The sequence below is a fragment of the Caballeronia sp. LjRoot34 genome, assembly GCF_964253815.1.
Classification (GTDB): domain Bacteria; phylum Pseudomonadota; class Gammaproteobacteria; order Burkholderiales; family Burkholderiaceae; genus Caballeronia.
Map to the genome: position 1 here is coordinate 2,379,371 of NZ_CAXUSB020000002.1, position 26,138 is coordinate 2,405,508.

Annotated in this window: 26 protein-coding genes; 7 read left to right on the forward strand and 19 right to left on the reverse strand. The window is 62.6% G+C overall.

Annotated elements, in window-relative coordinates; genetic code table 11:
• Nucleotides 1-38: 38 nt before the first annotated feature.
• The 7 genes from ACSQ36_RS30165 to urtA form a co-directional block, all read right to left on the reverse strand.
• Nucleotides 39-767: an ABC transporter ATP-binding protein gene (locus ACSQ36_RS30165; RefSeq protein ID WP_436184784.1), complete on the reverse strand. Its 729-nt coding sequence runs from the start codon at nucleotides 765-767 to the stop codon at nucleotides 39-41.
• Nucleotides 764-1,489: an ATP-binding cassette domain-containing protein gene (locus ACSQ36_RS30170; protein WP_213764178.1), complete on the reverse strand. Its 726-nt coding sequence runs from the start codon at nucleotides 1,487-1,489 to the stop codon at nucleotides 764-766. The genes ACSQ36_RS30165 and ACSQ36_RS30170 overlap by 4 nt, the downstream gene beginning before the upstream one ends.
• Entirely contained in the window at nucleotides 1,489-2,544 is a 1,056-nt protein-coding gene (locus ACSQ36_RS30175; RefSeq protein WP_436184785.1) for a branched-chain amino acid ABC transporter permease, read from the reverse strand. The genes ACSQ36_RS30170 and ACSQ36_RS30175 overlap by 1 nt, the downstream gene beginning before the upstream one ends.
• Nucleotides 2,541-3,407, reverse strand: coding sequence for a branched-chain amino acid ABC transporter permease (locus tag ACSQ36_RS30180; RefSeq protein ID WP_213764180.1), 867 nt, complete (start codon nucleotides 3,405-3,407; stop codon nucleotides 2,541-2,543). The genes ACSQ36_RS30175 and ACSQ36_RS30180 overlap by 4 nt, the downstream gene beginning before the upstream one ends.
• A 13-nt stretch (nucleotides 3,408-3,420) precedes the next feature.
• Entirely contained in the window at nucleotides 3,421-4,662 is a 1,242-nt protein-coding gene (locus ACSQ36_RS30185; RefSeq protein WP_255631331.1) for an urea ABC transporter substrate-binding protein, read from the reverse strand.
• A 225-nt stretch (nucleotides 4,663-4,887) separates the two neighbouring features.
• Nucleotides 4,888-5,790 (reverse strand): urea ABC transporter permease subunit UrtB, encoded by a 903-nt coding sequence (urtB, locus tag ACSQ36_RS30190; RefSeq protein WP_213764181.1) that lies wholly within the window; start codon nucleotides 5,788-5,790, stop codon nucleotides 4,888-4,890.
• 69 nt (nucleotides 5,791-5,859) lie between these two features.
• Nucleotides 5,860-7,053, reverse strand: a complete 1,194-nt coding sequence (gene urtA / locus ACSQ36_RS30195) for an urea ABC transporter substrate-binding protein (RefSeq protein ID WP_213764182.1) — start codon at nucleotides 7,051-7,053, stop codon at nucleotides 5,860-5,862.
• Nucleotides 7,054-7,472: 419 nt separating this feature from the next.
• Here urtA and ACSQ36_RS30200 point away from each other — a divergent pair, with 419 nt between their 5' ends.
• The 7 genes from ACSQ36_RS30200 (at nucleotide 7,473) to ACSQ36_RS30230 (ending at nucleotide 14,553) form a co-directional block, all read left to right on the forward strand.
• On the forward strand, nucleotides 7,473-8,654 hold the full coding sequence (locus ACSQ36_RS30200) for a transporter substrate-binding domain-containing protein (protein WP_436184786.1): 1,182 nt from the start codon (nucleotides 7,473-7,475) through the stop codon (nucleotides 8,652-8,654).
• On the forward strand, nucleotides 8,654-9,253 hold the full coding sequence (locus ACSQ36_RS30205; protein WP_213764183.1) for an ANTAR domain-containing response regulator: 600 nt from the start codon (nucleotides 8,654-8,656) through the stop codon (nucleotides 9,251-9,253). Before ACSQ36_RS30200 ends, ACSQ36_RS30205 begins: the two co-directional genes overlap by 1 nt.
• A gap of 452 nt (nucleotides 9,254-9,705) precedes the next feature.
• The gene (locus ACSQ36_RS30210; protein ID WP_436184787.1) at nucleotides 9,706-10,146 is read left to right on the forward strand and encodes a hypothetical protein; all 441 of its coding nucleotides are present in this window, start codon (nucleotides 9,706-9,708) and stop codon (nucleotides 10,144-10,146) included.
• Between the two features lie 85 nt (nucleotides 10,147-10,231).
• A complete protein-coding gene (locus ACSQ36_RS30215; RefSeq protein WP_436184788.1) occupies nucleotides 10,232-12,628 on the forward strand; it encodes a N,N-dimethylformamidase beta subunit family domain-containing protein in 2,397 nt (798 codons plus the stop codon).
• Nucleotides 12,629-12,646: 18 nt separating this feature from the next.
• A complete protein-coding gene (locus ACSQ36_RS30220; protein WP_436184789.1) occupies nucleotides 12,647-13,555 on the forward strand; it encodes a hypothetical protein in 909 nt (302 codons plus the stop codon).
• On the forward strand, nucleotides 13,552-14,235 hold the full coding sequence (locus ACSQ36_RS30225; protein ID WP_436184790.1) for a tetratricopeptide repeat protein: 684 nt from the start codon (nucleotides 13,552-13,554) through the stop codon (nucleotides 14,233-14,235). Before ACSQ36_RS30220 ends, ACSQ36_RS30225 begins: the two co-directional genes overlap by 4 nt.
• A 15-nt stretch (nucleotides 14,236-14,250) precedes the next feature.
• A complete protein-coding gene (locus ACSQ36_RS30230) occupies nucleotides 14,251-14,553 on the forward strand; it encodes a hypothetical protein (RefSeq protein ID WP_436184791.1) in 303 nt (100 codons plus the stop codon).
• Here the strand turns inward: ACSQ36_RS30230 and ACSQ36_RS30235 are convergent, their stop codons facing one another.
• The 12 genes from ACSQ36_RS30235 to urtC are packed head-to-tail and all read right to left on the reverse strand — an operon-like array spanning nucleotide 14,554 to nucleotide 25,941.
• Complete coding sequence (locus tag ACSQ36_RS30235) at nucleotides 14,554-16,281, reverse strand: nitric oxide reductase activation protein NorD (protein ID WP_436184792.1); 1,728 nt, start codon at nucleotides 16,279-16,281, stop codon at nucleotides 14,554-14,556.
• 9 nt (nucleotides 16,282-16,290) lie between these two features.
• Complete coding sequence (locus tag ACSQ36_RS30240) at nucleotides 16,291-17,121, reverse strand: CbbQ/NirQ/NorQ/GpvN family protein (RefSeq protein ID WP_436184793.1); 831 nt, start codon at nucleotides 17,119-17,121, stop codon at nucleotides 16,291-16,293.
• 36 nt (nucleotides 17,122-17,157) lie between these two features.
• Nucleotides 17,158-17,976, reverse strand: coding sequence for an urease accessory protein UreD (locus ACSQ36_RS30245; protein WP_436184794.1), 819 nt, complete (start codon nucleotides 17,974-17,976; stop codon nucleotides 17,158-17,160).
• Nucleotides 17,966-18,628 (reverse strand): urease accessory protein UreG, encoded by a 663-nt coding sequence (ureG, locus tag ACSQ36_RS30250; RefSeq protein ID WP_436184795.1) that lies wholly within the window; start codon nucleotides 18,626-18,628, stop codon nucleotides 17,966-17,968. The genes ACSQ36_RS30245 and ureG overlap by 11 nt, the downstream gene beginning before the upstream one ends.
• A gap of 19 nt (nucleotides 18,629-18,647) precedes the next feature.
• Nucleotides 18,648-20,351 (reverse strand): urease subunit alpha, encoded by a 1,704-nt coding sequence (gene ureC, locus ACSQ36_RS30255; protein WP_436184979.1) that lies wholly within the window; start codon nucleotides 20,349-20,351, stop codon nucleotides 18,648-18,650.
• 9 nt (nucleotides 20,352-20,360) lie between these two features.
• Complete coding sequence (gene ureB / locus ACSQ36_RS30260) at nucleotides 20,361-21,059, reverse strand: urease subunit beta (RefSeq protein WP_213764193.1); 699 nt, start codon at nucleotides 21,057-21,059, stop codon at nucleotides 20,361-20,363.
• 18 nt (nucleotides 21,060-21,077) lie between these two features.
• Entirely contained in the window at nucleotides 21,078-21,797 is a 720-nt protein-coding gene (locus ACSQ36_RS30265) for an urease accessory protein UreF (RefSeq protein WP_436184796.1), read from the reverse strand.
• Nucleotides 21,748-22,245: an urease accessory protein UreE gene (ureE, locus tag ACSQ36_RS30270; RefSeq protein ID WP_436184797.1), complete on the reverse strand. Its 498-nt coding sequence runs from the start codon at nucleotides 22,243-22,245 to the stop codon at nucleotides 21,748-21,750. The genes ACSQ36_RS30265 and ureE overlap by 50 nt, the downstream gene beginning before the upstream one ends.
• A 6-nt stretch (nucleotides 22,246-22,251) precedes the next feature.
• A complete protein-coding gene (locus ACSQ36_RS30275) occupies nucleotides 22,252-23,292 on the reverse strand; it encodes an aliphatic amidase (RefSeq protein WP_213764196.1) in 1,041 nt (346 codons plus the stop codon).
• A 59-nt stretch (nucleotides 23,293-23,351) separates the two neighbouring features.
• Nucleotides 23,352-24,041, reverse strand: a complete 690-nt coding sequence (gene urtE, locus ACSQ36_RS30280; RefSeq protein ID WP_213764197.1) for an urea ABC transporter ATP-binding subunit UrtE — start codon at nucleotides 24,039-24,041, stop codon at nucleotides 23,352-23,354.
• Between the two features lie 2 nt (nucleotides 24,042-24,043).
• Nucleotides 24,044-24,781, reverse strand: coding sequence for an urea ABC transporter ATP-binding protein UrtD (urtD, locus tag ACSQ36_RS30285; protein ID WP_436184798.1), 738 nt, complete (start codon nucleotides 24,779-24,781; stop codon nucleotides 24,044-24,046).
• A complete protein-coding gene (gene urtC / locus ACSQ36_RS30290) occupies nucleotides 24,778-25,941 on the reverse strand; it encodes an urea ABC transporter permease subunit UrtC (RefSeq protein WP_213764199.1) in 1,164 nt (387 codons plus the stop codon). Before urtC ends, urtD begins: the two co-directional genes overlap by 4 nt.
• Between the last annotated feature and the right edge of the window lie 197 nt (nucleotides 25,942-26,138).

A 26,138-nucleotide genomic window follows, 5' to 3' on the forward strand; every position in this document is an offset into this window, starting at 1 on the left:
GTTCCGGTTTCAAACGAGCGATGAATGAGTGAAATGGATCAGGCAATGCCGGCAAACTCGTCGAGCATGGCCGGGTCGGTGACGATCTCGGGCGGAATCTCGCGCGTGACCGTGCCCTTCTGCAGAATCAGGATGCGCTGCGACAGCGACGCAATGAAGTTGAGGTTCTGCTCGACCAGCAAGATGGTCAGGCTGCGCTGCTCCGCGACGCTCTTCAGCGTGTCGATGATTTCATCGATGATCGAAGGTTGAATCCCTTCTGTCGGTTCATCGAGCAACACGATGCGCGGGCCGCCGCACAGGCATCGCGCGAGCGCCAGCAATTGCTGCTCGCCGCCCGAGAGCGCACCGCCCGCCCGGTCGAGATACGCCTTCAGCCGTGGAAACAGCTCAAGGATTTCCGCGATGGTCTCGCTCTCGCCGCGCTTTGACAGCAGGCAGCCTACGCGCAGGTTTTCCATCACGCTCAGGGTCGGGAAGATCTCACGCCCCTGCGGCACGTAGCCAATTCCCGCTTTGGCGCGCGCCGTTGCGCTGTCATGCGTGATGTCAACGCCGTTGAAACGCACCTGCCCGGACGTGGTCGGCAGGTGCCCGGTCAACGTGCGCAGCAGCGTGGTCTTGCCCATGCCGTTATGGCCGAGAATGCCCACGCGCTCGCCCTGCTTCACTGAAAAATTAACCTCGTTGAGAATCGGGATGCGCCCATAACCGGAACACAACCCGGTCGCCTCGAACAGCACTGCGCCTGCGTTTTCACCGTTCATGCCGCACGCCTCCCGAGATATACATCTTTCACGCGCTGGTCCGACAACACGGTATCCACCGACCCTTCCACCAGCACCGCGCCCTGCGAGAATACGGTAACGGTACGCGCGATCATGCGGATGAACTGCATGTCATGCTCTACGACCACCAGCGCCTGCGTCTTGTTGATTTCCTGGATCAGTTCCGCCGTGCGATGCACCTCTTCGTGGTTCATTCCGGCGGCGGGCTCGTCGAGCAAAATCAGTTCGGGTTCCTGAGCAAGCACCGTTGCAATCTCCACCCACTGGCGTTGCCCGTGCGCGAGTTGGCCGACGATCCGCTCGGCGATGCCGTCCAGCTTGAGCCGCGTCAGGGTTTCATCGACGATACGCCGGGCGTGAGCCAGCGACTTGCGCCGGCCCGCACCAATGAACACGTTCTCGCGCACGCTGAGTCCGTTGAATACATTAGGCACCTGCGTCTTGATGCCCACGCCCAGGCGAGCGATCTGATGCGGGTTGCTGCCGGTGATATCGTGGCTGCGAAAATGGATGCTGCCCTCGGTCGGCTTCAACTGCCCGGTCAGCATCTTGAAGAAGGTACTTTTGCCCGCGCCATTCGGGCCAATAAGGCAGCGCAGTTCGACTTCCCGCAAGGTGAAATCGACAGCACGAACGGCGGTCACACCGCCAAAGCGCATGGTGACGCCTTGTGCCTGGAGAAGCGGAGGAAGCGCATTCATCAGCGTGACTCCGGTTTGGCGGCGGACGATGAGGTAGACGACGAGGCGGTGTTTCCCCTCGACGGCGAAGCCACGCGCAACAACAACGCGCGTGCGACCGGCACGACGCCTTGCGGCACGAGCAGCACGAACGCCACCAGCACGATGCCCAGGCCCAGGCTTGGATCGATGACATGCTGCGTGCCCGCAATGTTGATCAGATACTGGATCGCGACCGCGCCGAGAATAGGCCCGATCAGTGTCCCCAGTCCGCCGATCAGCACCGAGATGATCACCTGCGCCGACATGGTGAGCGCGAACACGGTCGGGCTGATGAAGCCGCCCCAGTTCGCGAAGATGCAGCCCGCCGCTCCGGCAATGCCTGCGCCAACGACGAACGACAGCAGCTTGTACATGCGCGGGTCATAGCCGATCAGCATCGCACGCGTTTCGTTCTCGCGGATAGCCACCACAACGCGTCCGAAGCGTGACGCAAGGATCCATTTCAGCAGCGCGTACACCACGATCAGCGCGCCCATTGCGATATACCAGACGCCGATCTGGTCCAGCGGCTCGTCCGGTTTGCCGGGCGGCGCGAACACCGGAATGGCGGGGATGCCGTTGAAGCCGCCCAGCACCGCATCACCGATGTGATACTGGCTGCCCGAGGTCGAGTTCATCAACTCGAACAGGATCACCGACACAGTCAGCGTGATCACACCAATGTAGGCATCGGAGATACGGCCGTAGAACATGAAGTAGCCAAGCAACGCCGCGAACAACATGGGCGCGATGATCGACAACGCGGCGGCCAGCGTGGTGTCGCCGAGATTGATCGCCGCGATGGCGTACGTGTAGGCGCCAATGCCGAGAAACGCGGCCTGCCCGAACGACAGGATGCCCGCGTAACCCCACACGAAACCCTGGCTCAGGCCATAGATTGCCATGCCCGCGAACAGCGTCGCCTGCATCACGCCGAACGCGCTGATTGTGCGGGGCAGCGCGAACATGACCACGAGGCAAACGACGACCACCAGCGTGCCGCCTGAAAAGGTCCTTGAACGAAGCGATTTCATGAACTGCGCCTGAGGAAACGTCCCGTAATGCCCTGCGGCAAGATGCGGATCAGCAAGACCGCTGAAGCCAGCAGGGCGATATCGCCGATGACCGGCGTAGACAGGAACGAGACGATTTCATTGATGGCGCCGAACAGCCCGGCCGCGAGACCCGTCCCCGCGATGATCGCAGGGCCGCCGCCCAGCACGGTAATGAACGCCTTCGCAATGTACGCGCCGCCCATGCCCGGCGACACGCCCGAGATGGGCGACAGCACGCCGCCCGCAAGACCGGCAAGCGCCGCGCCAAGTGAGAACGTGGCCATGTAGACCGCCGACGGCCGCACGCCGAGCGACGCCGACATGGCCGGATTCTGCATCGTCGCGCGCAGGATCAGGCCGAAGCGCGTGCGGCGCAGCAGCACCAGCAGCGCCACCAGCACGACCACGCCAACGCCGATGATAACCAGGCTATACGCGCTCACGTGGTACTGCCCGATCGAAAAACTACCCACGGGCATCTGCACCGACTTCACCACGTTGCCGAAGATCGACGTGATGAGGCCGATGAGACCGAGACTGATGCCCCAGGTGGCGAGCATCGTGTCCATCATGCGGCCGTAGAGGAAACGGATGATGGTCCGTTCCAGGACCAGACCGACGAGGCCGACAACAATGGGCGGCAGGATCAGCATCGACACCCAGATGTTGATGCCCGCCGTGCTGGCGGTCACGGCCGTGTAAGCGCCGAGCATCATGAACTCGCCGTGCGCGAGATTGATGATGCGCATCATGCCGTAGATGACGCCGAGGCCGATCGTGATCAGCACAAGCGTGGCCACGCCGGTCAGCACATTGAAGGCGAGTAGCCCGGTCATATCCATGAGTCGCGCCTCCTCAGGCCGGCGTGAACTGCTTGTTCGTGCGCGGTGACTTGATGAGATCGCATGCGCCGCCCGTGTCGGAGGGAAACTGGTTCGGGAAGGTCTGCAGGATCTCCCATGCCTTGTCCTTCGGACGCGCAAGATAGGCGTTGCGAATGGTGTGATGCGTCGCCGGGTCCATCTTGACGGTGCCCGACGGCCCTTCAATCGTGATGCCGGTCTCAAGCGCCGTCACCACCTTCGCCTGTTCAACGGAACCCGCCTTCTTCACCGCCTCCGCCCATAGCATGATGCCTTCGTAGGTAGCGGTGTCGAGTTCGCCGAGGTCCGTGAGGCTCGGTCCGTACTTTGCCTGCATGCCCTTGATGAACGCATTCGCGTTGGGCGTGTTGAGGTTGTTGTAGAAGCCGAAGCAGGTGATGATGCCGTCGGTGGTCGCGGCGTCCATGGTCGTGAGTTCATCGCCGAGACCAAACACGGTCGCGCCCACCGGGATCTTCGACTTCATTCCCGCGGCCGCCCATTGCCGGTAAAACCCCACGTGGTTTGCACCGACCAGCGCCGAGAGCACCATGTCGGGCTTCGCTTCCTGGATGCGGCTGATGGTGGACGAAAAGTTGGTGACGTCCAGCGGGAAGAAATCGGTATTCACCACCGTGCCGCCCGCAGCCTTCACGAACTTGGTCATCCAGCTCGCGGTGATGTGACCATAGTTGTAGTCGGCCGCGACGATGTACACCTTCTTGCCCCAGTTCTTCATCGCATATTCGACAATGTGATCCACCGTCTGCGCGGGCGTCGTGCCGGTGCAGAACACGTTGCGGTCGCAGACGCCGCCTTCGTATTGCGTATTGTAGAAATAGAGCGTCTTGCTGCGGTCGAAGATCGGCCGGATGGCTTCACGCGACGCCGACGTGATGCCGCCCTGGATCACATCGACCTTATCCTGCAGCACCAGTTGCTGCGCGTATTGCGTGTAGAGCTGGATGCTGCTTTGCGTGTCGTACGCAATCAGCTTGACCGGCCGTCCGAGCAGGCCGCCTTTATCGTTGATCTGGCCGACCGCGAATTCGGTTGCCTGGATCATGCGCCGGCCTTCGAGGCCAAGCGCTCCGGTTCCGTCGAGCAGGCTGCCCAGCTTGATCGGCTCCGCCGCCGATGCGTTGCGCGTAACGTACGGTCCCACCAAGACGCCCGCTGCGGCCGCCGCTCCAAACTTCAACGCTTTACGACGAGATCCGGATTCCATAGTCATCGATTTGCTCCGCATGCGATTGTGTTTGATTTGCCCGGTTCCAGTGTAGGCAACCAAAAATAAGCAAGATATTTATCAAAATAACCAACACATCGGGCAAATCGGGCATGATCAGGCAAAATAAAAGGTGCTCGCGGCAGCACCTTGACGCTTGAGCGCTTCACGCGAAGCGCGTTGCGTTGTTTACCTCGAAGATAAATCTCGAAGGCAATCGAGGTGGCTCCGTCATCGCCGCAACTTCAGCGCGAACAGCCCTTGCGGCCTGAAATACAGCGCGACAATCACGAGGAGCAGGATGCTCGCCTTGGCCATCGAACCGCTCAGGAGGAGTTCGAACATCGACTGAAGCTGGCCGATCGCGAATGCTGAAAGGAAGGTTCCCAGCAAGCTTTCGATCCCGCCGAACACGACCACGATGAACGTGTCCACGATGTACTGCTGCCCTGTTGCGGGACCCGTCGACGCCAGCATGGTCAGCGCACTGCCCGCGATCCCGGCGAGCCCGCAGCCCACGGCGAACGTCACGGCGTCGACCCGTTCGGTATCGATGCCGGCCGCGCCCGCCATCGCGCGATTTTGCATCACCGAGCGAATCCGCAGCCCCCATCGGCTACGGAAAAGGAAGAGGTAAACCACGAGCGCCACCGCGAACGTCAGGAACAAAATGAAGATGCGGCTGAGCGGCAGCGCAATGTTGGGCGTCACGTTCCAGGCGCCCTGCAGCCAGCTCACCGTCGGGACGCTGACATCGATCGGCCCGAATATCTGGCGATACACCTGCTGGAGCACCAGCGAGAGCCCCCAGGTTGCCAGCATGGTGTCGAGGGGACGATGATAGAGACGGCGGATCATGACCCGTTCGAGCACGAAACCCACGGCCGCGGTCACGGTGAAGGCAATCACGATCCCCACCAGGAAATAGGCGCCCATCAGCGAGGGAAGCCAGCGCTCGAATATCACCGCGGTCAGATAGGTCATATACGCGCCCAGCGCCATGAGTTCGCCGTGCGCCATGTTGATCACGCCCATCAATCCGAAGACGATGGCAAGGCCGACCGCCATCAACGCAAGGACCGTGAATAGCGACAAGCCGTTAAATACCTGGACGAGAAAGGTGTCAAGAGACATGGGGCGACCCTGTAAGCGAACATCGGGAGCACAAGGAAACAAGGCTCCCGATGTTCTTCATCAAGCGACTTAACCGAGCTTCGGGAAAGGGTTCGGTTCGATCAGCGGCGATTCGTAAATGATGTCGACCTGGCCATCGGGTTTGAACATCCCGATGAGGGAATGCTTCCACAAGTGATGGTTGCTGACATGGAAATGCACGTCCCCTTCGGGCGCGCTCCAGCCCAGTCCGGATGACGCGGCCACCACCTTGGCGACGTCGGTGCTCTGCGCTTTCTCAACGCCCAGCTTCCACAAATAGACCGCCGTATAGGCCGCTTCCAGCGTGTCGCCCAGCACCCGGTCCTGTCCATATTTCGCCTTGAAGGCCTTCACGAATTTTTCGTTCTGGGGGTTCTTCTCGCTCTGGAAATAGCCCATGCACGAATAGACTCCCACCAGATTGTCCGTGCCGATACCGATCGCCTCTTCCTCGGTCACGGCGAGCGCCATGATTGCCTGGTTCTTGCCCGTGATGCCTACCGAGTTGAGCTGCTTGTAGAAAGCAACGTTCGAACCACCGACAATCGTCGAGAGAATCACGTCCGGCTTGGCCGCCTTGATCTTGCTGATGACCGACGAGAACTCGGTTGCGCCCAGCGGGAAATAGTCTTCTCCGACCACCGTGCCGCCGGCCTTGGCAATTGCCGACTTGGCAATGCGGTTGGTCGTACGCGGCCAGATGTAGTCCGAGCCGATCAGGTAAAACTTCTTGCCCTTGTTCTTCGCCAGCCAGTTGACCGCGGGAATGGTTTGCTGCGTGGCTTCCTGCCCGGTGTACATGATGTTCTTCGACATCTCCAGCCCTTCGTAATACGTCGGGTAATAGAGCAGGCCGTTATAGCGCTCGAACACCGGCAGCACCGCCTTGCGCGAGGCCGAGGTATAGCAGCCGAACACGGCCGCCACCTTGTCGCTCTCCACGAGCTTCTGCGCCTTTTCCGCGAAGGTCGGCCAGTCGCTGGCGCCGTCTTCGACAATCGCCGAAATCGGCCGGCCCATGACACCGCCGGCGGCGTTGATCTCGTCGATAGCGAGTTTTTCTGCATCCACCACATGGGCTTCAGCGATCGCGATCGTGCCGGTCAGCGAATGCAGGATGCCCACCTTGATCGGGTCCGCGGCATTTGCCGCGCGTGCGCCCAGCATGAGCGCTCCCGGGATCGCACTGGCGGCAGTCGCGGCGGCGGCGGTCTTCAAAAAGTCGCGGCGAGAATTCTTCATGGTGCCTTCATCGAGAAAAGGTAAACGAAAAAAAGCCCGCAACTAAGGATGACTTAGTTGTCGGGCTTTTTGGCCATTGCCGCAAATGACACCTTTGTCACATGCGGCGGAATTCACTATGATCGGACTGCAGGACTGGCGTGCTGCTCCAGATCACGAACGTTAGTCAGCAAGGTTCGTGCCAAAATGGCCGCATCCGGATTCGATCCGGCCAGCCGCTTGGCACCGCCTTATACATTGAATGAACGACGACGCGGCAAGCTCATGAAGTCTCCATTTTCGTCTGGCCGTGCCGGCATGCGGCACGCCAATTTGTGGCAGACGCGCACTTCAACTGTGCGCATCACGGTCCCTGCGCACAAGTTTGGGCGAATCGAGGCAATAACGAAAAGGCGCGTCGGCGCAACAGGAAGCTCACTATGTCTTCGCCCATGTATGAACCCGTGAAAATCGGTGTGGTGTATTCGACCACGGGGGTAACCGGTCTTATCGAATCCACGCAGCAGAGCGCCACCCTCTTCGCGGCCGACGAGATCAACCGGGCCGGCGGTATCAACGGGCGGCAGATCCAGCTATATCTGCGCGATCCGGGCTCCATTGCCGCGAACTATGCTTCCATGCTGGAACAACTGATCGTGGAGGACGGCGTGCGGCTCTTCATGGGCTGCTACATGTCCAGTGGCCGCAAGGCCGTGATTCCAGTGGTCGAGCGGCACAATGCGCTGCTCTTCTACCCCACGCTCTACGAAGGCTTCGAATACAGCCGCAATGTCTTTTGCACGGGCACGCTGCCCAACCAGACCTGCGTGCCGCTCGCGGACTACATGCTGGAGAACTTCGGTTCGCGCGTGTTCATGATCGGCTCGGATTACATTTACCCGTACGAGACGAATCGCATCATGAAAGACTTCGTGTTCGAGCGCGGCGGCGAAACAGTCGATGAAATCTACGTGCCGCTCGACGCGAGCGAAGACAGTTACCGGGCCATCACCGACCGCATTGCCGCACTTTCGCCGGACTTCGTTTTCTCGACGGTGGTCGGCGTGGGCGTCGAGCGCCTGTACCGCAGCTTCGCAAAAAGCGGCCTCGACCCGAACGCAATTCCCATTGCCAGCGTGACGACATCGGAAGCGGAAATCGCCGCCATGGGCGCGCATCTCGGCGAAGGCCATTTCACCTCGGCCTCCTACTTCCAGTCTGTCGATACCCCTACCAACCGCGCCTGCATTGACAATTACCGCCGCTTCATGGGCGGCGACGCCGTCACCAACATGTGCTGGGAGGCGGCTTACTTCCAGATGCACGTGCTCGCTAATGCCATGCGCAGCATGGGGTCATCCGGCAGCGACAACCCGGTGTCCCTGTTGCGCGTCTTACCGGGCATGGAATTCGATGCGCCGCAAGGACGCATCCGCATGGACGAGGAAAATCACCACGCCTATCTGCATACGCGTATTGGCCGATGCAACGCTTCAGGGCAATTCGACATCGTCGCCGCGATGCCCGCTCGCGTGCGCGCCGATCCCTTCGTGATCGCGCACAAGCCGGCTGAGGGCGGTCAATTCGAAAGCCTCGCCCCCACGGTCGCCGGGAGCCGCTGATGACGCGCAGCCAGCCCACGCTACAGTCCTTGCAGGACATACGTTCGCTGCGCATAGCGGTCGTGCACCCGCCCGACCAGGACCGGGATGAACTGCTCGGGCACCTGAAGCGGATCGGCTGCAAGGTCCAGGTGTGCTGGCCCAACCTGGACGCGGAGCTCCACGATGTCGACCTGGTGATCATGGCGGTGAATCCACAGACTGCGGCATGCCATTTCGAGTGGCTCGGCCAGGAAGGCGCGCCGCCCATCATTCCGGTGGTCACCTATGAGAACCCCGTGGTGATCCAGGCGGTCATGCAACTGAATGCGTTCAGCGTGATTCCGTCGCCGGTGCGTTCGTTTGGCATACTGACCGCGATTGCGGTGACGCTCGCGCAGCACAAGACGCAAAAAACACTTGAGAAAACCATCAGGCGGGTGGAAGAAAAATCCGCCAAGCAACGGACGATCGAACTCGCGAAGTCGATTCTCATGGAGACCCAACAGATCTCCGATAAAGACGCTTACCTTCTCCTTCAAACGCAGGCGCGCGTGAATCACTTGCACATAGAATCGGTAGCCGACGAAATCGTGAGAGCGGCCGCTGTCAGGACTTAAGACTTCACGCATGCAGTGCGATGCGCACCAAACCAATCCGAAGACGCACCTCGATTGCACATATGATCCAGGCGCGAATTTGATGCACAAGGGATCGCGCTACACGCAGCATCAGTCAGCACAAGCGCGGAAGTGAAATTGCCATGACCCGAAAATGTGGGCATGCTTGTTGCATTAAGATCGACGCACCACGTATTCGTTTCTGTTGATCGAAGCGGAACGGAAGCAACAAAGCACACCTTCTTGATACCGAACGAGACAAAGACGTCTCGGACGGTAACGGCCAAAAAGCCCGATTTGCCAGTGTTCCTGGCGATCGGGCTTTTTGCGTTTTGACGCGTGTCACATGTCGATTCGGTCTGGTAAAGCGGATGCCGGACCGATCGGCTTGCATTGGCGCTCCGACATCAATAATTCGTAATCCTTCCAAATTTCTTGAAGAGGATGAACCCATGATACCGATTCCGAAGAAAGGAACGCCGGAACGCGATCGGCTGATCGCGCTTCACAAGGAATGCACCGAGTCCATGCATGGCGTGGCGGGCTTTTCGGTCCTCAAGTGCGGCACGCCCGGCGACACCACCGTCGTCACCGGCGGCACGCACGAACACGCCGATCTCAGGCGCGTGCTGCTGCGCATGCGCGGGGCATCGCCGAAAAACAAACTGGTGATCATCTGCACGAAGGTCGATGCCGAATGGCGCATCGGCCGCCTGTCAGGCATTCGCGGCGTCCCGCCCGTGTTCGCCACAGAGGATGTATACGCGAGCGAACAGGACATCCAGCACGCGATCTTCCTGATGCGCCTGGACGAGATGCCCGAGACCGACGGCATGCCGGAACACTATACGCAGGGCTACAAGCGCCGCGACGACAACTGGCCGGTGACCTGATTCGCGCGCATAGCAACGTCCCTTTCAATGCTGTATCCCTACGACCACCGCTCGATGAGCGGCATGAAGGCAGGAGCCAATTACCATGTGTGCGATGCGACTCACCGGCTACGCGGACAAATTCAGCGTGCATCCGGGCGACACGATCAAGTTCTATGTCAACTGTGACGGCCCGGCGCAGTATCGCGCGTCGATCGTGCAAATGATCAACGGCGACACCAACCCGCGAGGCCCGGGCTTTGTTGAAAAAGCCGTCATGGCCGACTGCGAAGCCACCTACGATGGCCGTGCGCAAGCGGTCTACGGCGGCTCTTATGCCTATGTGGAAGACGCGCCGCAACTGCGGGTCGAGAGCTTTACGCTGCAATGCTGGATCTGGCCGACAACACCTTGCACCGACGCGCGCTACTGGAAGCATGGCGCGCAGGGGCTCATCACCAAATGGTCCGACGATGCGGGCTACGGCCTGTTCATCAACGAGCAAGGCTGCGCGGAGTTGCGCATCAACGGCAGGACCTTCACGACGGGTGCGCGCCTGCGCGATCACGCCTGGCACTTCCTCGCCGCCACATTCGACGCAAAGACCGGCGCGGTCATGCTGTATCACGAACCGCAGATCGTCTATGCGCTTGATCCGGTGATTGCGCCGGTCGAAGCACAATTCGCCGATGCCATTGCGCATGCCGACTACCCGCTCGTCATTGCGGGCTATGTCAAAGGCCTGGAAAGCGGCCCGATCGGCCGCTCGTCGCTACCGCAAGGCGTATTGATCGGCGGCCATTACAACGGCAAGATCGACAGCCCGCGCCTGTGCAATCGCGCGCTCACGCGTGCCGAGATCGAGACCATGAAGGCAGGCGTTCAGCCGGGTCTCACGGAGCGCCGCAATTCCGGTCCAACCGGACCGCTTTCGGAATGCATTGTCGCTGCGTGGGATTTCTCGGATGGCATCGACACAATCGTTTGCCGCGATCAGGGTCCCTACAAGTTCAATGCATCCCTCGTGAATTGTCCGACCCGCGCGCTCACCGGCTACAACTGGGCCGGTCGCAACTTCGACTGGAAGCATGCGCAAAAGGAGTATGGCGCGATCCACTTTCACGACGACGATCTCGACAACGCGCGCTGGGATGTCAGCTTCGAATGGACCGTGCCGGAGGACATCAAAAGCCGCTTCTACGCGGCGAAACTGACCACGTCCGAAGGCGACGAGGATTACATCCCCTTCTGGATCGTGCCGAAGCTCGGCGCGAAGAAGTCGAAGATCGCGGTGATGGTGCCGACCATCAGCTACATGGCGTACGCGAATGAACACGTGGCCTGCAACGCGGGCGGGGCGGAACTGTTCGTGTACCGCGTGCCGATCATGCAGCAGCAGAACATGTTCCTGTCCGAGCATCGCGAATATGGCGGATCGATCTACGATACCCACACCGACGGCAGCGGCATCTGCCTCTCCACGCGGTTGCGTCCGATCCTGAGCATCCGGCCCAAGTACGACCACTTCCTCGCCCAGGCGCCCTGGCAATATCCGGCCGACCTGCATCTGGTGTACTGGCTCGAGACGCTCGGCTACGAGTACGACGTCTTCACCGACGAAGACCTGACCTACGACGGACTCGCGCGGCTCGAGGACTACAACGTCATCATCACGGGTTCCCACCCCGAGCACAATTCCGGCGCGCAACTCGACGCGTTGCACGACTACACGCAGCGCGGCGGCCGGATCATGTACATGGGCGCGGACGGCTGGTACTGGGTCCATTCGTATCACCCCGCCTACGAGGACGTCGGTCGTGGCGTCGTCACGGAAATGCGCCGCTGCGAGTCGGGCATCCGCACATGGCGCGCGGATCCGGGCGAGTACTACCATCAGGGCACGGGCGAGCTCGGCGGGATGTGGCGCTATCGGGGACGCTATCTCCATTCGGTCGCGGGCACCGGCATGTCATCGGAAGGGTTCGATATCTCCAGCTATTTTTCGCGCACGCCCGAGAGTCTGGACGATCGCGTCGGCTGGGCGTTCGAAGGTATCGAGTATGACGAAAAGCTCGGCAACTTCGGTCTGGTCGGCGGCGGTGCGGCGGGACTGGAACTGGATATTGTCGATACCATGCTCGGCTCGCCGCCGCATATCCTGACGGTTGCGACTTCGGCCGGACGGCACACGGAAGCGTACCTGCTCGTCATGGAAGACTTCGGCTTCAACCAGCAAGGTCTCGACGGCACGGTGCATCCGCGTGTGCGCGCCGACATCACCTTCCATGAGACCCCGAACGGCGGCGGCTGCTTTGCGTTCAGCTCGATCGCGTATTGCGGGTCGCTGCCCTGGAACAACTGCGACAACAACATTTCGCGGCTCACCCAAAACGTACTCGACCGCTTCAGCGCCGATGGTCCGCTGCCCGCCGCACCGGACAGCGCGATCAAGCATCGGGGACGCGCGGATTATGAATCGCCGGCCGTCGTCACAACGAGCTGATCTTCCGGGAGACCCGCCATGAGTGCAATCGTTGCCCCACGAATGCACGCCGATGCCGACCATTCGCTGGCATTCGCCAGGATCGAGGATGAAACGATCTGGACCCGCGAATGGCTCTGCGTCGGTGTCGACGAGGATATTGCCGGCGTGGGCGACTTGTTGCCCTTCACCGCCGGCGATCACGCCGTGCATGTTCAGCGCCTCGCCAGCGGCCGCCTCGCGGGACGCTTTAATCTCGCGCAGCACGGCGGCTGCCGCGTCGTACCCTTGCAGTGCAGGCAGGGCGCGAAGACGTCATGTTCGTTCACATCATGCGGACACAGTCGCGATCGTCCGCCCTTGCTGGCGGACGCCGCCAGCCAGCCCAGTGCGCAGATGCACCAGTATCTCGGGCTGCGGCCCGAGCGTCTCCTCGGGGTACGGACCGCCGTGGCGGGGGCCTTGCTGTTCGTTCATCTGGACCCGGCCGGCAGCGCATTCCAGGCGACCTCCGTCCCGGCCTTTTCTCATCATGCGCCGTCCCGGCAGGGTCACGCGTGGCTGGAAATCGAGGGCAACTGGAAGCACGTCGGCCAACGTATCGCAGCAGGAAAGATCGCGCCGGACGACACGGATCGATGCGCGTCCTTTCATCGCGTCGACGGTACGGTCAACGCATCGTGGTTCTTCCCGAACCTGATCGTCCTCACACATGCGGGGAGTACGTGTGTTGTCGTGCTTCAACCCATCGCGTTGCAGCGTACGGTGTGCCGCCTCAGCGTATATGGCGCCGATTCGCTGCCTCTGTGGCGTGACCGGCTGCTGCAGGCTTGCATCCCGCCCTGTTCCCAAGCCGATGAATCCGATTCGCGCCGCTGGTTCGAGACCCTGCTGGACGCGCGCATCGCTCATCGCATGGACCTTACCTTTAATGGAGACGACGTATGAACCCTGTCAAGGAAGCCAGTCTGGCCGATGCCGTGACGCACTACACGAAGGGCCGCTTCAACGAAGCCTTCGTGTTATTCGAGGCCCTTGCTCACGACGGCGATCAACACGCGCAAGCGTGGCTCGCCGCGTTGTACGCGAACGGCGAAGGTGTCCCGGCCGACCTGCCGCGGGCAATCGAGTGGTACAAAAGGGCCGCGATCCAGGGCCATACGCAGGCGCAAACCAATCTCGGCGCGATGATGTTGTCGGCACACGAGGCCCTGCAGAACGAGGTCGAGGGCGTGCGCTGGATCACGATTGCGGCCGAGAACGGTGACCCCTTCGCGCAGGCGAATCTCGCGGGCCTCTACACAAAGGGGCGCGGCGTGGCCCAGGACGATGCCGCTGCGGCGAGTTGGTACCGGCGGGCGGCGGAGCAAGGGCATTACCCTTCGCAGGCGCGATTGGGTTTCAGTTACGCGACCGGACGCGGTGTGGAACGCGACCGGGTGCAGGCGTTCGCGTGGCTGTCTCTTGCCGCGCAGCACGGTGTCGGCACCGCACTCAATGCACTTGAAAATGTGCTGACCGATATGTCGGTCGAGGAGAAGCGCGCGGGCGCCACGCTTTTCGATCAATGGCGCTCGCGCACGGCAAGCGGCGCGTCGCCCGCACGCCTGATGCCGGTGCCAGGCTAGCCGCAGGAGACGACGATGAACTACAGCGTGCAGCAGATCAAGTTCGAGTGCTTCAGCTATATCAAGGAATTCGGCGCCCGCATGGAAGACTGGGTGATCGGCGCGGCCAGCGATCCGGACAGCGCGCTGTTCGGGGAACTCGCGCTCGATCGCACTGACGATATCTGGATGTGGAAGCCGGCGTTGTCGCCGGCAGCGGCCCGCGCGGTTATCGAATTCATGACGTCGCGGTACCGGCTGGAACGCGCGTGGACGACTATCGGCGATACCCCCGCGCGCTTCGTGTTCATGTACAGGAAGCGTACGGTCGACGCGTGATCACGTCACGCGTCTGAGTGCGTTTGCGAGTCCGGCGGGTTCGGTCAGCAACGCGAGGCGATTGCGGCCGAACATGGCGGCCGCCACATCGAGCGAGGCAACATCGGGCGACAGGCACGCGCATCGAATCCCCTGCTCTGCCAGTTCGCCGATCGCGCGGCGCATGTCATCGCGCAGATAGCGGGGGTCGAAGCTGTCGATGTCATAGGGCACGCCATCCGACACCACACATACCGAGGCCGGTAAGCCTGTCGTCATCTGCGGCCGGAGTTGCTCGCCCATATGCCGGAGCGCTGCGCCAAAACGCGTCGAGAGGCCGGGTGTCGCGCGCATCAATCGCTGTTCGATGGAGGGATTCCAGGCATCGTCGAAATCCTTGAAAAGATGAACCAGCACGCGCTCACGGCCATCGGAATGGAAGCCGTACAGCGCGAAGCGGCGCTCGCTTGCGGCGAGCGCACGTCCGAGCACGCAACTCGATGCCAGTGCGCCCTGCATGCACCCCGCCGTTCCCGACGATGCCGACAGGTCGAGCAGCACCGCCAGCGGCCCGCTCTCCGGGCGCATTCGCCGGGTGACAAACGCCTTGAAGTCGTCGGCTGCGCCGCGTCGCGCATCGACGCGGCCTGCAATGCAGGCATCGAGATCGAGCACGTCTCCTTCGTGCGCACGCGTCCTTCCCGCCACCACGCGATGCCGTGCCGCCCGCAATATCGCGCGCACGCGGCGCCCGGCGGCGTCATCCGGCTGTGGCGCTACGATCGTCGCATCGGGAGGCTCGGTGCGCCGCATCTCGACGCGGCACCAGTTCGCCCGATAGCGCCGGATCACGTAGTCCCATTCGCGATACCGCGCGACCGACACGACAGTGAACGGCGTCTCGTCGTCGCGCCCATCCGGCCCCGACGCGTGAACTTCACCGGGGCTATCGGCGACTTTTTGGGGCGGCGCGGCATCGTCGGCCTGCAGGTTGCGCAGGTCCCGCGATGCCTGCATCGACGCATTGCGCTCAGCCGGTGCATCGTCGGGGGCAGGCGCAATCGGCGTCGGCTCCGCGTGCCAGACGAGGCTGTTGTCGTCGCGATACGGCGCTTCCTGCGCATAGGTCTTCGCGTTGAACTGCACGCGCATCTGGCCCAGATCGTTGCCAAGCAGATTGCCGAGTTCGCGCGATATCAAGGGGTCCAAACCATTCGTGTCGCGAAATGCGCCGTCGAACAACATGCGGCCTTTGTTCACCCAGCCGTCATCGTCGGCATAGAGCGGATCGAGCAAGGCGCGCGACAGACGCGCCATGAGCGCCGTCGCCGTCTTCACGCTGCCCGGGCCGGTCTGGTGAAACGGCAGCCACCAGTTGCGCAGCCCGGGATAGCGCTGCATAGCCAGCCGCTCGACCCGCGCGTCCTCGATCGCACCGACCAGCGCCACCTGGAGCGGCCGGAGCTTGCCGCGCTCGTAACGCACGGTGGACCACGTCAGGTGAGCGGCCGCGTGGGCGGCACTGGCAAGATAGAAGCGCCGTTCGTCGACCCCGCCATCGCACGCAAGATGGGCGTCGGGCAGAAACAGCACCGCATCGGTCAGCACCGGGCGATCGGCGCGCAGCTCGCCATCTTCCCGCGCGGCCATCAATGGCTGAACCTGCGCCGCGACGTTCCAGGCCGCCTTGAGGTAGAAGCCCAGCACGCGCGTCGCGGCATCCACGGAACCTTGTTCGGCGAGTGCCATCGCCGTCACCTAGCCGACTATGCCGGCGGCCACCGCGATCAGCGCGGCGCTCAGGTCCGGGTCGTCGGTCAGCGGCTGGATCACGCCGATACGGCATGCCGACGCCGCGTCCATCCCGCCCGCGATCAGCGTCGCGGCGTAGATCAGCATGCGCGTGGAGGCGCCTTCGGGCAGCGAAGCGTCATCGAGCGCGCGCGTGCGGCTGGCGAGCGTCACGAGTTGCCGGGCGACGTCCACGCTCACGCCCGTTTCGTGCGCCACGATCCCGACCTCCACGTCCGCTTCCGGCCAGTGCATGTCGATAGCGACAAAGCGTTGCCGCGTGGAGGGCTTCAGGTCCTTCGATACATGCTGGTAGTGCGGATTAAACGAAATCACGAGGGCAAAGTCGGGATGCGCCGCGATCACTTCGCCGCATTTATCGATGGGCAGGATGCGACGCGAATCGGTCAGCGGATGGATGACCACGGTAGTATCCGTACGCGCTTCGACGACTTCATCCAGATAACAGATCGCACCGTGCCGCACGGCTTGCGTGAGCGGACCGTCCTGCCAGTAAGTCCCGTTGCCGTCGAGCAGATAGCGTCCTACCAGATCGCCCGCGGTCATGTCCTCGTGGCACGCGATCGTGACGAGCGGACGCCCGAGTTGCCACGCCATGTATTCCACCAGCCGCGTCTTGCCGCAGCCGGTCGGCCCTTTCAGCATGATCGGCAGCCGGGCATGATAAGCCGCCGTGAACCACTCGGTTTCCCGATGCACGGGGCAATACCACGGCTCCCGCGAAAGCCGCCATGCGTCGAGCGGTTCGGTAGCGGACGCCAGGTGAGGTCGGGTCATGGACGCTCCTTGAGTTGAATGCGGGCGGACATGCGGTCAGGACGGCAACACGTGGCGTGCCGCATCGATCGCGCGCGCCAGCGTTGCGCGCAACGACTGGCTGTCGGTCGCGAGGATGCGCGCGAACGCGCCGCAATGATTGGGCAGCAGGCCCGCGCCCGCGTAGAACGCATCTTGCGTGGCGCGTTCCAGCGCGTCGGCAACGGCGGCAGCCTCGGCTTTGTCGAAGGTCAGCACCATCAGGCCACCGTGCGCGGTAAAGACCTGACGCACGCCGCCAAGGGGCCGGTCGGACGCGCCATCGAGAAAAAAACGGTCGCGTGCCAGCAGGCGACCCGCGCCGTTGCGCACGGACACTGCGGCATCGAGCGAACCGAACGCCCGCGCGCTCCCGCCCGGATCGTGCGACGTGTAGCAGTCGGCTATCAGGATGCGCGCGCCCGGATGCAGGTTCACATCGATATGACTGACCAGTCTCGCCCCCGGAAAGAGGATCGACGGATGCGGCAACCAGTCGAGACGCGCGCCGTCGTGCACGTCGATACCGACACGCGAAATCGCCTGACCCCGCGTCATGCTATGAACGATGGTCGCCGCCGCCGTTTCCACCCGGGCATGTGCACCGGGGGCGGCCACGAGATGCTGGTGAACGTCGTCGTCCTCGAACAGGCCGCCTGAGGACGACTGCACGATCACGCGCGCGCCGCCCTCGTCCGTAAGCAGCCGTCCCACGTGAAAGGGGTACCCCGCGCGTTGCCGCGACAGATACGTCGTCCCTGACGGCGCCCGCGAAAAGCACAGGTCGAGTTGCGGGCGAGCGTGGCCGAGCGCGGCCGGTGGCGCTTCAAGTCGCATCGAAGAGCACGTTCGCCACGATCGCATCGACGACCGCATCCACGCCCACGCCGGTCGCGCAGTTCGTGAGCGATACCGCGCGCTGGCCCCGCACCTCGAGCGCCTCCTTCACCATGCGCTCGAGGTCGACGCCCACATACGGCGCGAGGTCGAACTTGTTGATCACGAGCAGGTCGCACGACACGACGCCGAGACCGCGCTTGCGGGGGATATCGTCGCCGGCGGCGACATCGATGACGAAGATCCAGTAGTCCACCAGGTCGAGCGAGAACGACGACGCGAGGTTGTCGCCGCCCGATTCGATCAGCACGAGTTGCAGGCCGGCAAACTGCGCGTCGAGTTCATCGGCGGCCTGCAGGTTGAGCGTCGGATCCTCACGGATCGCGGTATGCGGACACGCGCCGGTCTCGACCGCGAGCACGCGCGCCGGATCGATCAGGCCGCTGCGACGCACGCGCTCGGCGTCCTCGCGCGTCACGAGGTCGTTGGTGATCACGGCAAGGTCGATACCGCGCGCCGCGAAACGCGGGATCAATTGTTCGAGCAAGCGCGTCTTGCCGGAGCCCACCGGACCGCCGATACCCACCCTCGCCGCCCGTCCCGCAGGCAGCGTGGTTTGCTCAATCCCGAATGCTTCCATTTCACCTGGCATCGAATGTCTCCCTGGTTCTTCAGCGCAACATGTAGCGCCGTGACAGCGGCACTTCGTGCGCCGGGTCGCATCGAATGATCTGCCCGTCGATCATCACGTCGAACGTCTGCGGATTGACCGTGAGGTTCGGGCAGGCGTCGTTGTGCAGCATGTCGCGCTTCGTGAGCTTCCGCGTGCCATGGGCGCCGACCAGTCGGCGCGCAAGCCCGAGTTTGCCGGCCGCGCCCGCATCGAGCGCGAGCGGACTGACGAAATTGACCGCCAGCGAAGACGGCGCCCGGCCGAACGCACCCCATTGCGGACGCATGGCGAGCGGTTCGCAGGTCATCAGCGAGGCCGCCGAATCGCCCATCGCGCCCCACGCGATAAACCCGCCCTTGATCACGACCTCCGGCTTGATGCCGAAGAACGCCGGACGCCACAGCACGATGTCAGCGAGCTTGCCGTCTTCGAGCGAGCCGACCGTATCGGCGATGCCAAACGTGCGCGCCGCGTTGATCGTGTACTTCGCGATATACCGCTTGATGCGCTCGTTGTCGCCCCGCGCCGTGCGCTCGCTGGACAGACGCCCGCGCTGGTCCTTCATCTTCGATGCAAGCTGCCAGGTCCGGCAGATCACTTCATTGATGCGCCCCATGCCCTGGCTGTCCGAGCCGAGCATCGAGATCGCGCCCAGGTCGTGCAGCACGTCCTCGGCGGAGATGGTCTGCGCGCGCACCCGCGACTCGGCGAAGGCGACGTCCTCGGGCACCGCCGGGTTCAGGTGATGGCACACCATGATCATGTCGAGATGTTCATCGAATGTGTTGATGGTGTACGGGTTGGTCGGATTGGTGGATGACGGCAGGCAGTTCATGCGTCCCGCCACCGCGATGATGTCCGGCGCGTGACCGCCCCCCGCGCCTTCGGTGTGATACATGTGGATGGTGCGGTCCTTCATGGCCGCGATGGTATCTTCGAGAAAGCCCGATTCGTTGAGCGTGTCCGAGTGCAGCTGGACCTGGAAGTCGTATTCATCGGCCACGGTGAGACAAGTGTCGATGACAGCCGGCATCGCGCCCCAGTCCTCGTGAATCTTGAGCCCCAGGCAGCCGCCGCGCAGCTGGTCGACGAGCGAGCCCGGCTTGCTCGAATTGCCGCGTCCCAGGAAGCCGAAGTTGATCGGCCAGTGCTCGGAGGCCTGCATCATGCGCCCGACGTTCCACGCCCCGCCGCAGTCGATGCCCACGGTGATAGGCCCAAGCGATCCGCCGATCAGCGTGGTCAGTCCCGATGCCAGCGCGTGCTCGCATAGCTGGGCCGAATCGAAATGCACATGCACATCTATGCCGCCCGGCGTCGCGATCAATCCTTCGGCATCCTTGACAGTTGTCGCCACGCCGCACACGAGCTTCGGGTGCACGCCATCCATGACCTGCGGATTGCCGGCCTTGCCAATGGCGACAATGCGCCCTTCCTTGATGCCGATATCGCCCTTGATCACCCCGAGCACCGGATCGATGATCGTCGCGTTGCAGATCAGCATGTCGAGCGCGCCGTCGGCGCTGTCATGTCCCGCTTTCAGGCCCATGCCGTCGCGCAGGGTCTTGCCGCCGCCGTGCAGGCATTCATCGCCGGGCACAGCGAAGTCGTGCTCGATCTCGGCGAGGAGCGAGGTATCGCCGAGACGCACGGCGTCGCCCGTTGTCGGACCGAACATCTCGGCGTAGGCCTTGCGTGTCATCGTGACCATTCACGCTCCCTTGAAGCCGCGCGCAGCCGCGCGGCCGATCGCGGCTTCACGCAAGCCCGCTTCGCCCACGGCGCCGTCGGTCAGACCATTGAGGCCGAATATTTCGCGCGAGCCGCCGAAGGCAACCAGCGTGACTTCCTTGTTGTCGCCGGGTTCGAAGCGCACCGCGGTGCCCGCGGGAATGTCGAGCCGCATGCCGAACGCGGCCGCGCGATCGAAGCGCAGCGCGCGATTCACTTCGAAGAAATGGAAATGACTGCCGACCTGGATCGGCCGGTCGCCAGTGTTCATCGCGGTCAGCACGGCCTTCTCGCGGCCGGCATTCAGTTCGATGTCGCCATCGGCGGCCAGCAGTTCGCCCGGCACGAGGGTGTCGGCGGCCGGCGGCTGGGTGCCCGCACGGATGGGCTGGTGCACCGTGACGAGCTTCGTGCCGTCGGGGAACGATCCTTCGACCTGCAGCATCGGCAGCAGGTCGGCGACACCCGGCAGCACATCGTCTTCGTTCAGCAGCGTCGAGCCGTAGGCAATCAGGTCCGCCACGCTGCGGCCTTCGCGCGCGCCTTCCAGTATCTCGTCCGCGATGATCGCGACCGCTTCCGGATGATTGAGCTTGAGGCCCTTGTCACGATGACGGCGCGCCAGTTGCGCAGCGGTAAAAAGCGTGAGGCGTTCGTATTCGGTCGGTGTCAGCAACATCCGCGCATTCCTCTCGGTTCAGTTGGCAAAGAGCCGTGCTTCGTGGCGATGGCGCCGCATGACGGCAATATCGGCGGCGAAGGTGCTCGACCACAGGTCGTCCATGGCGGGCGCCGGCGCTTCCAGCACGCTCGCGAGCGGCTCGCGCAGGCGCGTCAGGATCCGCTGCGCATCGAGATGCCCGACGATACCCAGCCGCACCGCCGAGCTCACCGCGCTCGTGCACGCTGCGTGCGCCGACATGGCGCGCGCTTCGTCCCGGCCGATGCCGAAGCTGCGCCACAGTCGTCCCTGCACGGCGCAAAGATGCCCCGGCGTGTGCCCCGCGATGATCGCGGCGCGCAATTCGGCGGCAACGGGCGAGTCGAGCCGGACGTGGACATCGGCGAGCGTGCGTCCGAGGCGGTGCGCCCCTTTTCGCATCGGTTCGGGCAAGGTCACGGTCTCGGCAAGCGCATCGACGTCGAGCCAGGCATCGAAGGAATCGGCCTGCCACGCGGCGCAGACTATGCCCTGGTCGAGACTCGCCCAGCGCGCGAGCGCCTGTCCTTCGACAAACACCTGCAACGACGGTGCGTCTCTGACCAGTCCGTCCTGCAGCAGCGCTTCGAGACCCCATGAGAAGGCCATCGAACCGCTCGGAAAGAAGCTGTCCGAATGCTGGAAGCTCGCGAGCAGACTCGTGAACTCACTCATGGGCATGCGCGTGATCGTGATGATGATGAGGGTGCTGCTCATGCTCATGCATCAGCTCGACGATCCGTCCCGCGTCGAACAGCGGGGCCAGCCGCGAACGATAATCATCGACCGGTCCCTTGAGCGCGACCTCCAGCACGTTGCCGTCGAAACGCACCGCCCAGTGCATGTTGCCCGCGAAGTAACCGAGCTCGAGCGCAGCGGCGGCGTCCCGCGCGCGCAGGCGCAGCCATCGCGTGTTCTCAGTCCGCACGACAAGCGCCCGGTCGGTATCGAGATGCAGCACCGCGCCGTCGAAAAGATGCGTCTGACGATCGAGCGCGATGCCGCATTCGTCGCCGCCTTGCGTGCGCACTCGCAAACGGTGGCGGCGGATATCGTCGGCGGCGAGCGTGACCGTATCCACGCCGCCGCGATGCGCGAGCGTATGCAGCAGATCAGCCACGCGCGGGTCGGACGCACTGCCTACGATGGACGTATAAGTCCTCATGGCGCGTTACCGGTGCGTGAGGTCTGACGGGTTCGGAATACCCGGGATCGGGCACTCCTCGGTGCCGGGCGTGCTGCGCGTCAGGTCCTCGACCATCTTGCGGGTCGCCTCGGGGTCCGTGATCCACTTCGAATAGAAATCGAACGGACACTCGGCCACGCCATTGGCATCCTCGCGCGAATTGATCTTGCCCGTATAGCCGCGATGCAGGAGCTTGTACAGGTGGTTCTCCGACTGCATGTTCTTGCGCGCATCGCGGATCAGGCTCTTCGAGAGCGCCGCGTACTGGATGCCCATTTCCTCGGTGCCGCATTCGCCGAGCGTGCGCCCGTCGAAGCCGACAATCGATGAATGGCCAAAGTACGAATACACGCCGTCGAAACCGGCTGCATTCGCCACCGCCACATACACGTTGTTCGCCCACGCCATGGACTTCGCCATGATGATCTGCTGTTCCTTGGCCGGGTACATGTAGCCCTGGCAACGGATGATGAGTTCGGCGCCCTTCATTGCGCAGTCGCGCCAGATCTCCGGGTAGTTGCCGTCATCGCAGATGATGAGACTCATCTTCATGCCCTTCGGTCCTTCCGATACATACGTGCAATTGCCCGGATACCAGCCCTCGATCGGCACCCACGGCATGATCTTGCGATACTTCTGCACGATCTCGCCCTGGTCATTCATCAGGATCAAGGTGTTGTAGGGCGCCTTGTTCGGGTGTTCCTCATGACGCTCGCCGGTCAGCGAGAACACGCCCCACACCTTGGCGCTCCGGCACGCCTCCGCAAAGATCGCCGTCTCTTCGCCGGGCACGGCGGCGGCCGTGTCGTACATCTCCTGCTGGTCGTACATGATCCCGTGCGTGCTGTACTCCGGAAAGATCACGAGGTCCATGCCGGGGAGACCGGACTTCATGCCCTTGAGCATCTCCGCAATGTTCCGCGCGTTCGCGAGCACCTCCGCTTTCGTATGCAGGCGCGGCATCTTGTAGTTCACGACCGCAACGCCGACCGTATCGAGACTGCTTGAAATATCACCATGCATCATGGCCATCTCCTCGTGGATAGTGGGCGCCTGTCGGGGCGCCTGGGAAAGCAAAGGGTCAATCAGATAGTCAGGTAGCGCATGATGCGGTCCGCATCGACGTTCTCGCGCCGGTCGCTGTGCACGAAGCGTCCCTTCTCGATGATCAGGAAACGGTCCGCAATCTCAAGCGTGAAAGTCAGTACCTGCTCGGAGACGATCAACGCAAAGTCGCGCTCCTTTTTCAGGCGGTTCAGCGCCCGCGCGATGTCCTTGATGATCGACGGCTGGATGCCTTCGGTCGGTTCATCGAGGATCAGCACCTTCGGTTCCGAGACCAGCGCGCGCGCAATCGCCAGTTGCTGCTGTTGTCCGCCCGACAGGTTGCCGCCCCGGCGGTGACGCATCTCGTGCAAGACGGGAAACGATTCGAAGATGTACTCGGGAATCACGGGCCGCTTGAAGCGATCCATGCCCGAGAGGATGTTTTCTTCCACGCTCAGGTACGGAAAGATCATGCGGCCCTGCGGCACGTAGCCGAAGCCCGCGCCCACGCGGTCATAGCTCTTCGCCTTCACGAGGTCGCGCTCGTTGAGCGTGATATGGCCGCTGCGCGAAGGGATCATGCCGATCAGCGCCTTGAGCAGGGTCGTCTTGCCCATGCCGTTGCGTCCCATGACCGCGACGGTCTCGCCCGCCGCAAGGTCGAAGCTCAGGTCGTGCAGCACATGGCTCTCGCCATAAAAGACATTGAGGTTATCGACAGAAAGCATGGTCAGTGTCCCAAGTAAACTTCAATGACCCGCGGGTCGTTCTGAACCTCTTCCATCCTGCCCTCCGCGAGCTTCTTGCCCTGGTGCAGCACCGTGACCTTATGGGCGACCGATTTCACGAATTCCATGTCGTGTTCGATCACGACCACCGAGCGGCCCTCGGCAATCTTGCGCAGGAGCACGCCCGTGAGTTCGCGTTCCTTCGCGCTCATGCCCGCAACAGGTTCGTCCAGCAGCAATAGTTCGGGATCCTGCATTAGAAGCATGCCGATCTCCAGCCACTGCTTCTGCCCGTGCGACAGCAAGGCGGCCTTGCGATCGAGTTGATCGTCGAGAAAAATCATCGCCGCGATGCGATCGATTTCGTCACGGACCTCTTCGGTCCGGTTAAAGAAGAGACAGCCGATGACATCGCGTTTCTTCGGATAAGAGATCTCGAGATTCTCCGCGACGGTAAGGTCCTCATAGACCATCGGGTTCTGGAATTTCCGGCCCACCCCCGCGCGCGTGATCTGGTACTCCAGCATCTTTTCGAGGTACAGCCCTTTGAACTCGATTCTGCCGCTGGTTGGCTTCGTCTTGCCGCAGATCATGTCCAGCAACGTGGTCTTGCCAGCGCCGTTCGGTCCGATCACCACGTGCAGTTCGTTCTCTTCCACGTAGAAATTGAGGCCATCCACGGCCTTGAAGCCATCGAAGGAGACAGTAAGGTCTTCCACCGCCAGGATCATCGGCCTCATTGCGCGCCTCCATGATTTTTATCCTGACGGATCTGCTCGCGGTCGCGTAACCAGTCGATGATCCCGGCCAGTCCCTTCGGCAGGAACATCGGCACGAAGATAAACAGCGCGCCGATGAAATACACCCAGAACCCCACGAAATTTTCCGACAGGAAGCTTTTCGCCGCGCCCACGATGACGGTGCCGTACACCGCGCCGACGAGCGACAGCCGGCCGCCGACCGCCGCATAGATCACCATCTCGATGGACGGCACGATCCCGCAAACGGACGGCGAGGCAAAGCCGACCTGCAGCGTGAACATCGCGCCGCCGACCGCGGAGAACAGCGCGGCAACCGCAAAGATAAAGCCCTTGAAAAGCGCGGGATCGTAGCCCGAGAAGCGGATGCGGTCTTCCCTGTCGCGAATGGCGATCAACACCTTGCCCAGCCGGCTCCTGAGAATGAAGCGGCCCGCAAGCACCGCGCACAGCAGCAGCACACAGGTGACGTAGTACATGATCAGCGTCGCCGTGTTGCTCTGGACGCTGTACCCCATGAAGGTCGGCAGATTGGTGATGCCGTTGACCCCGCCCGTATACCCTTGCTGGCCGATGATCACGATCGACATGATCGACGCCAGCGCCAGCGTGACGATCGAGAAATACACGCCGCCCACGCGCTTCCTGAAATTGGCGTAGCCCAGCACGAATGCGATGACCGTCGGGATGATCAGGATCGCCGGGAGTGCGAACCATCCGTGCTCGAACGGGGCCCACCACCATGGCAGCTTGTCGATGCTGTTCCACGTCATGAAGTCGGGCACGGGTGGACCGCTGCCCCCGAACACGGCGGCCGCCGGATCGTTCGAACTCGCCTCGAGCTTCATGTACATCGCCATCATGTAGCTGCCGAGCCCGAAGAAGATGCCCTGGCCAAGACTGAGAATGCCGCCATAACCCCAGGTCAGCACGAGTCCGACGGCGCAGAATGCGAAGCTCAGATATTTCGCGAAGAGGCCCAGACGGAACGCGCCCGTCAGCGCCGGGATTGCAATCAGCAACAGCAGCGCCAGGATCAGGACCGAATACTTGTCGAGCAAGAGCGCGCCGCGCCAGCCGGCAGGCGTTGCCACTGCGTTCGTTGCGTCCCCGCGTGTCGAGGAGAGAGGAAGATCTTTCATGTTTCTGCGTTGCCTCGATTTCAGTGTGTCCGATGGACCGGAAGTCAAAGCGCCAAAGCTTGCGTACGCCTCTGTATTGCGCTTTGATCGCCTGCGGACGCGGAAAAAAAAGCCCGACAGCCAGGGCTAACCTGGCTGTCGGGCTTTTTGGCCGATGTCACCTGAGACGCCTTTGTCTCGGATGACGGAATGGATGT

Coding starts and splice junctions, on each gene's coding strand:
- ACSQ36_RS30165 (WP_436184784.1), bottom strand. CDS start 767: ATGAACGGTGAAAACGCAGGCGCAGTGCTGTTCGAGGCGACCGGGTTG.
- ACSQ36_RS30170 (WP_213764178.1), bottom strand. CDS start 1,489: ATGAATGCGCTTCCTCCGCTTCTCCAGGCACAAGGCGTCACCATGCGC.
- ACSQ36_RS30175 (WP_436184785.1), bottom strand. CDS start 2,544: ATGAAATCGCTTCGTTCAAGGACCTTTTCAGGCGGCACGCTGGTGGTC.
- ACSQ36_RS30180 (WP_213764180.1), bottom strand. CDS start 3,407: ATGGATATGACCGGGCTACTCGCCTTCAATGTGCTGACCGGCGTGGCC.
- ACSQ36_RS30185 (WP_255631331.1), bottom strand. CDS start 4,662: ATGACTATGGAATCCGGATCTCGTCGTAAAGCGTTGAAGTTTGGAGCG.
- urtB (WP_213764181.1), bottom strand. CDS start 5,790: ATGTCTCTTGACACCTTTCTCGTCCAGGTATTTAACGGCTTGTCGCTA.
- urtA (WP_213764182.1), bottom strand. CDS start 7,053: ATGAAGAATTCTCGCCGCGACTTTTTGAAGACCGCCGCCGCCGCGACT.
- ACSQ36_RS30200 (WP_436184786.1), top strand. CDS start 7,473: ATGTCTTCGCCCATGTATGAACCCGTGAAAATCGGTGTGGTGTATTCG.
- ACSQ36_RS30205 (WP_213764183.1), top strand. CDS start 8,654: ATGACGCGCAGCCAGCCCACGCTACAGTCCTTGCAGGACATACGTTCG.
- ACSQ36_RS30210 (WP_436184787.1), top strand. CDS start 9,706: ATGATACCGATTCCGAAGAAAGGAACGCCGGAACGCGATCGGCTGATC.
- ACSQ36_RS30215 (WP_436184788.1), top strand. CDS start 10,232: ATGTGTGCGATGCGACTCACCGGCTACGCGGACAAATTCAGCGTGCAT.
- ACSQ36_RS30220 (WP_436184789.1), top strand. CDS start 12,647: ATGAGTGCAATCGTTGCCCCACGAATGCACGCCGATGCCGACCATTCG.
- ACSQ36_RS30225 (WP_436184790.1), top strand. CDS start 13,552: ATGAACCCTGTCAAGGAAGCCAGTCTGGCCGATGCCGTGACGCACTAC.
- ACSQ36_RS30230 (WP_436184791.1), top strand. CDS start 14,251: ATGAACTACAGCGTGCAGCAGATCAAGTTCGAGTGCTTCAGCTATATC.
- ACSQ36_RS30235 (WP_436184792.1), bottom strand. CDS start 16,281: ATGGCACTCGCCGAACAAGGTTCCGTGGATGCCGCGACGCGCGTGCTG.
- ACSQ36_RS30240 (WP_436184793.1), bottom strand. CDS start 17,121: ATGACCCGACCTCACCTGGCGTCCGCTACCGAACCGCTCGACGCATGG.
- ACSQ36_RS30245 (WP_436184794.1), bottom strand. CDS start 17,976: ATGCGACTTGAAGCGCCACCGGCCGCGCTCGGCCACGCTCGCCCGCAA.
- ureG (WP_436184795.1), bottom strand. CDS start 18,628: ATGCCAGGTGAAATGGAAGCATTCGGGATTGAGCAAACCACGCTGCCT.
- ureC (WP_436184979.1), bottom strand. CDS start 20,351: ATGACACGCAAGGCCTACGCCGAGATGTTCGGTCCGACAACGGGCGAC.
- ureB (WP_213764193.1), bottom strand. CDS start 21,059: ATGTTGCTGACACCGACCGAATACGAACGCCTCACGCTTTTTACCGCT.
- ACSQ36_RS30265 (WP_436184796.1), bottom strand. CDS start 21,797: ATGAGCAGCACCCTCATCATCATCACGATCACGCGCATGCCCATGAGT.
- ureE (WP_436184797.1), bottom strand. CDS start 22,245: ATGAGGACTTATACGTCCATCGTAGGCAGTGCGTCCGACCCGCGCGTG.
- ACSQ36_RS30275 (WP_213764196.1), bottom strand. CDS start 23,292: ATGATGCATGGTGATATTTCAAGCAGTCTCGATACGGTCGGCGTTGCG.
- urtE (WP_213764197.1), bottom strand. CDS start 24,041: ATGCTTTCTGTCGATAACCTCAATGTCTTTTATGGCGAGAGCCATGTG.
- urtD (WP_436184798.1), bottom strand. CDS start 24,781: ATGAGGCCGATGATCCTGGCGGTGGAAGACCTTACTGTCTCCTTCGAT.
- urtC (WP_213764199.1), bottom strand. CDS start 25,941: ATGAAAGATCTTCCTCTCTCCTCGACACGCGGGGACGCAACGAACGCA.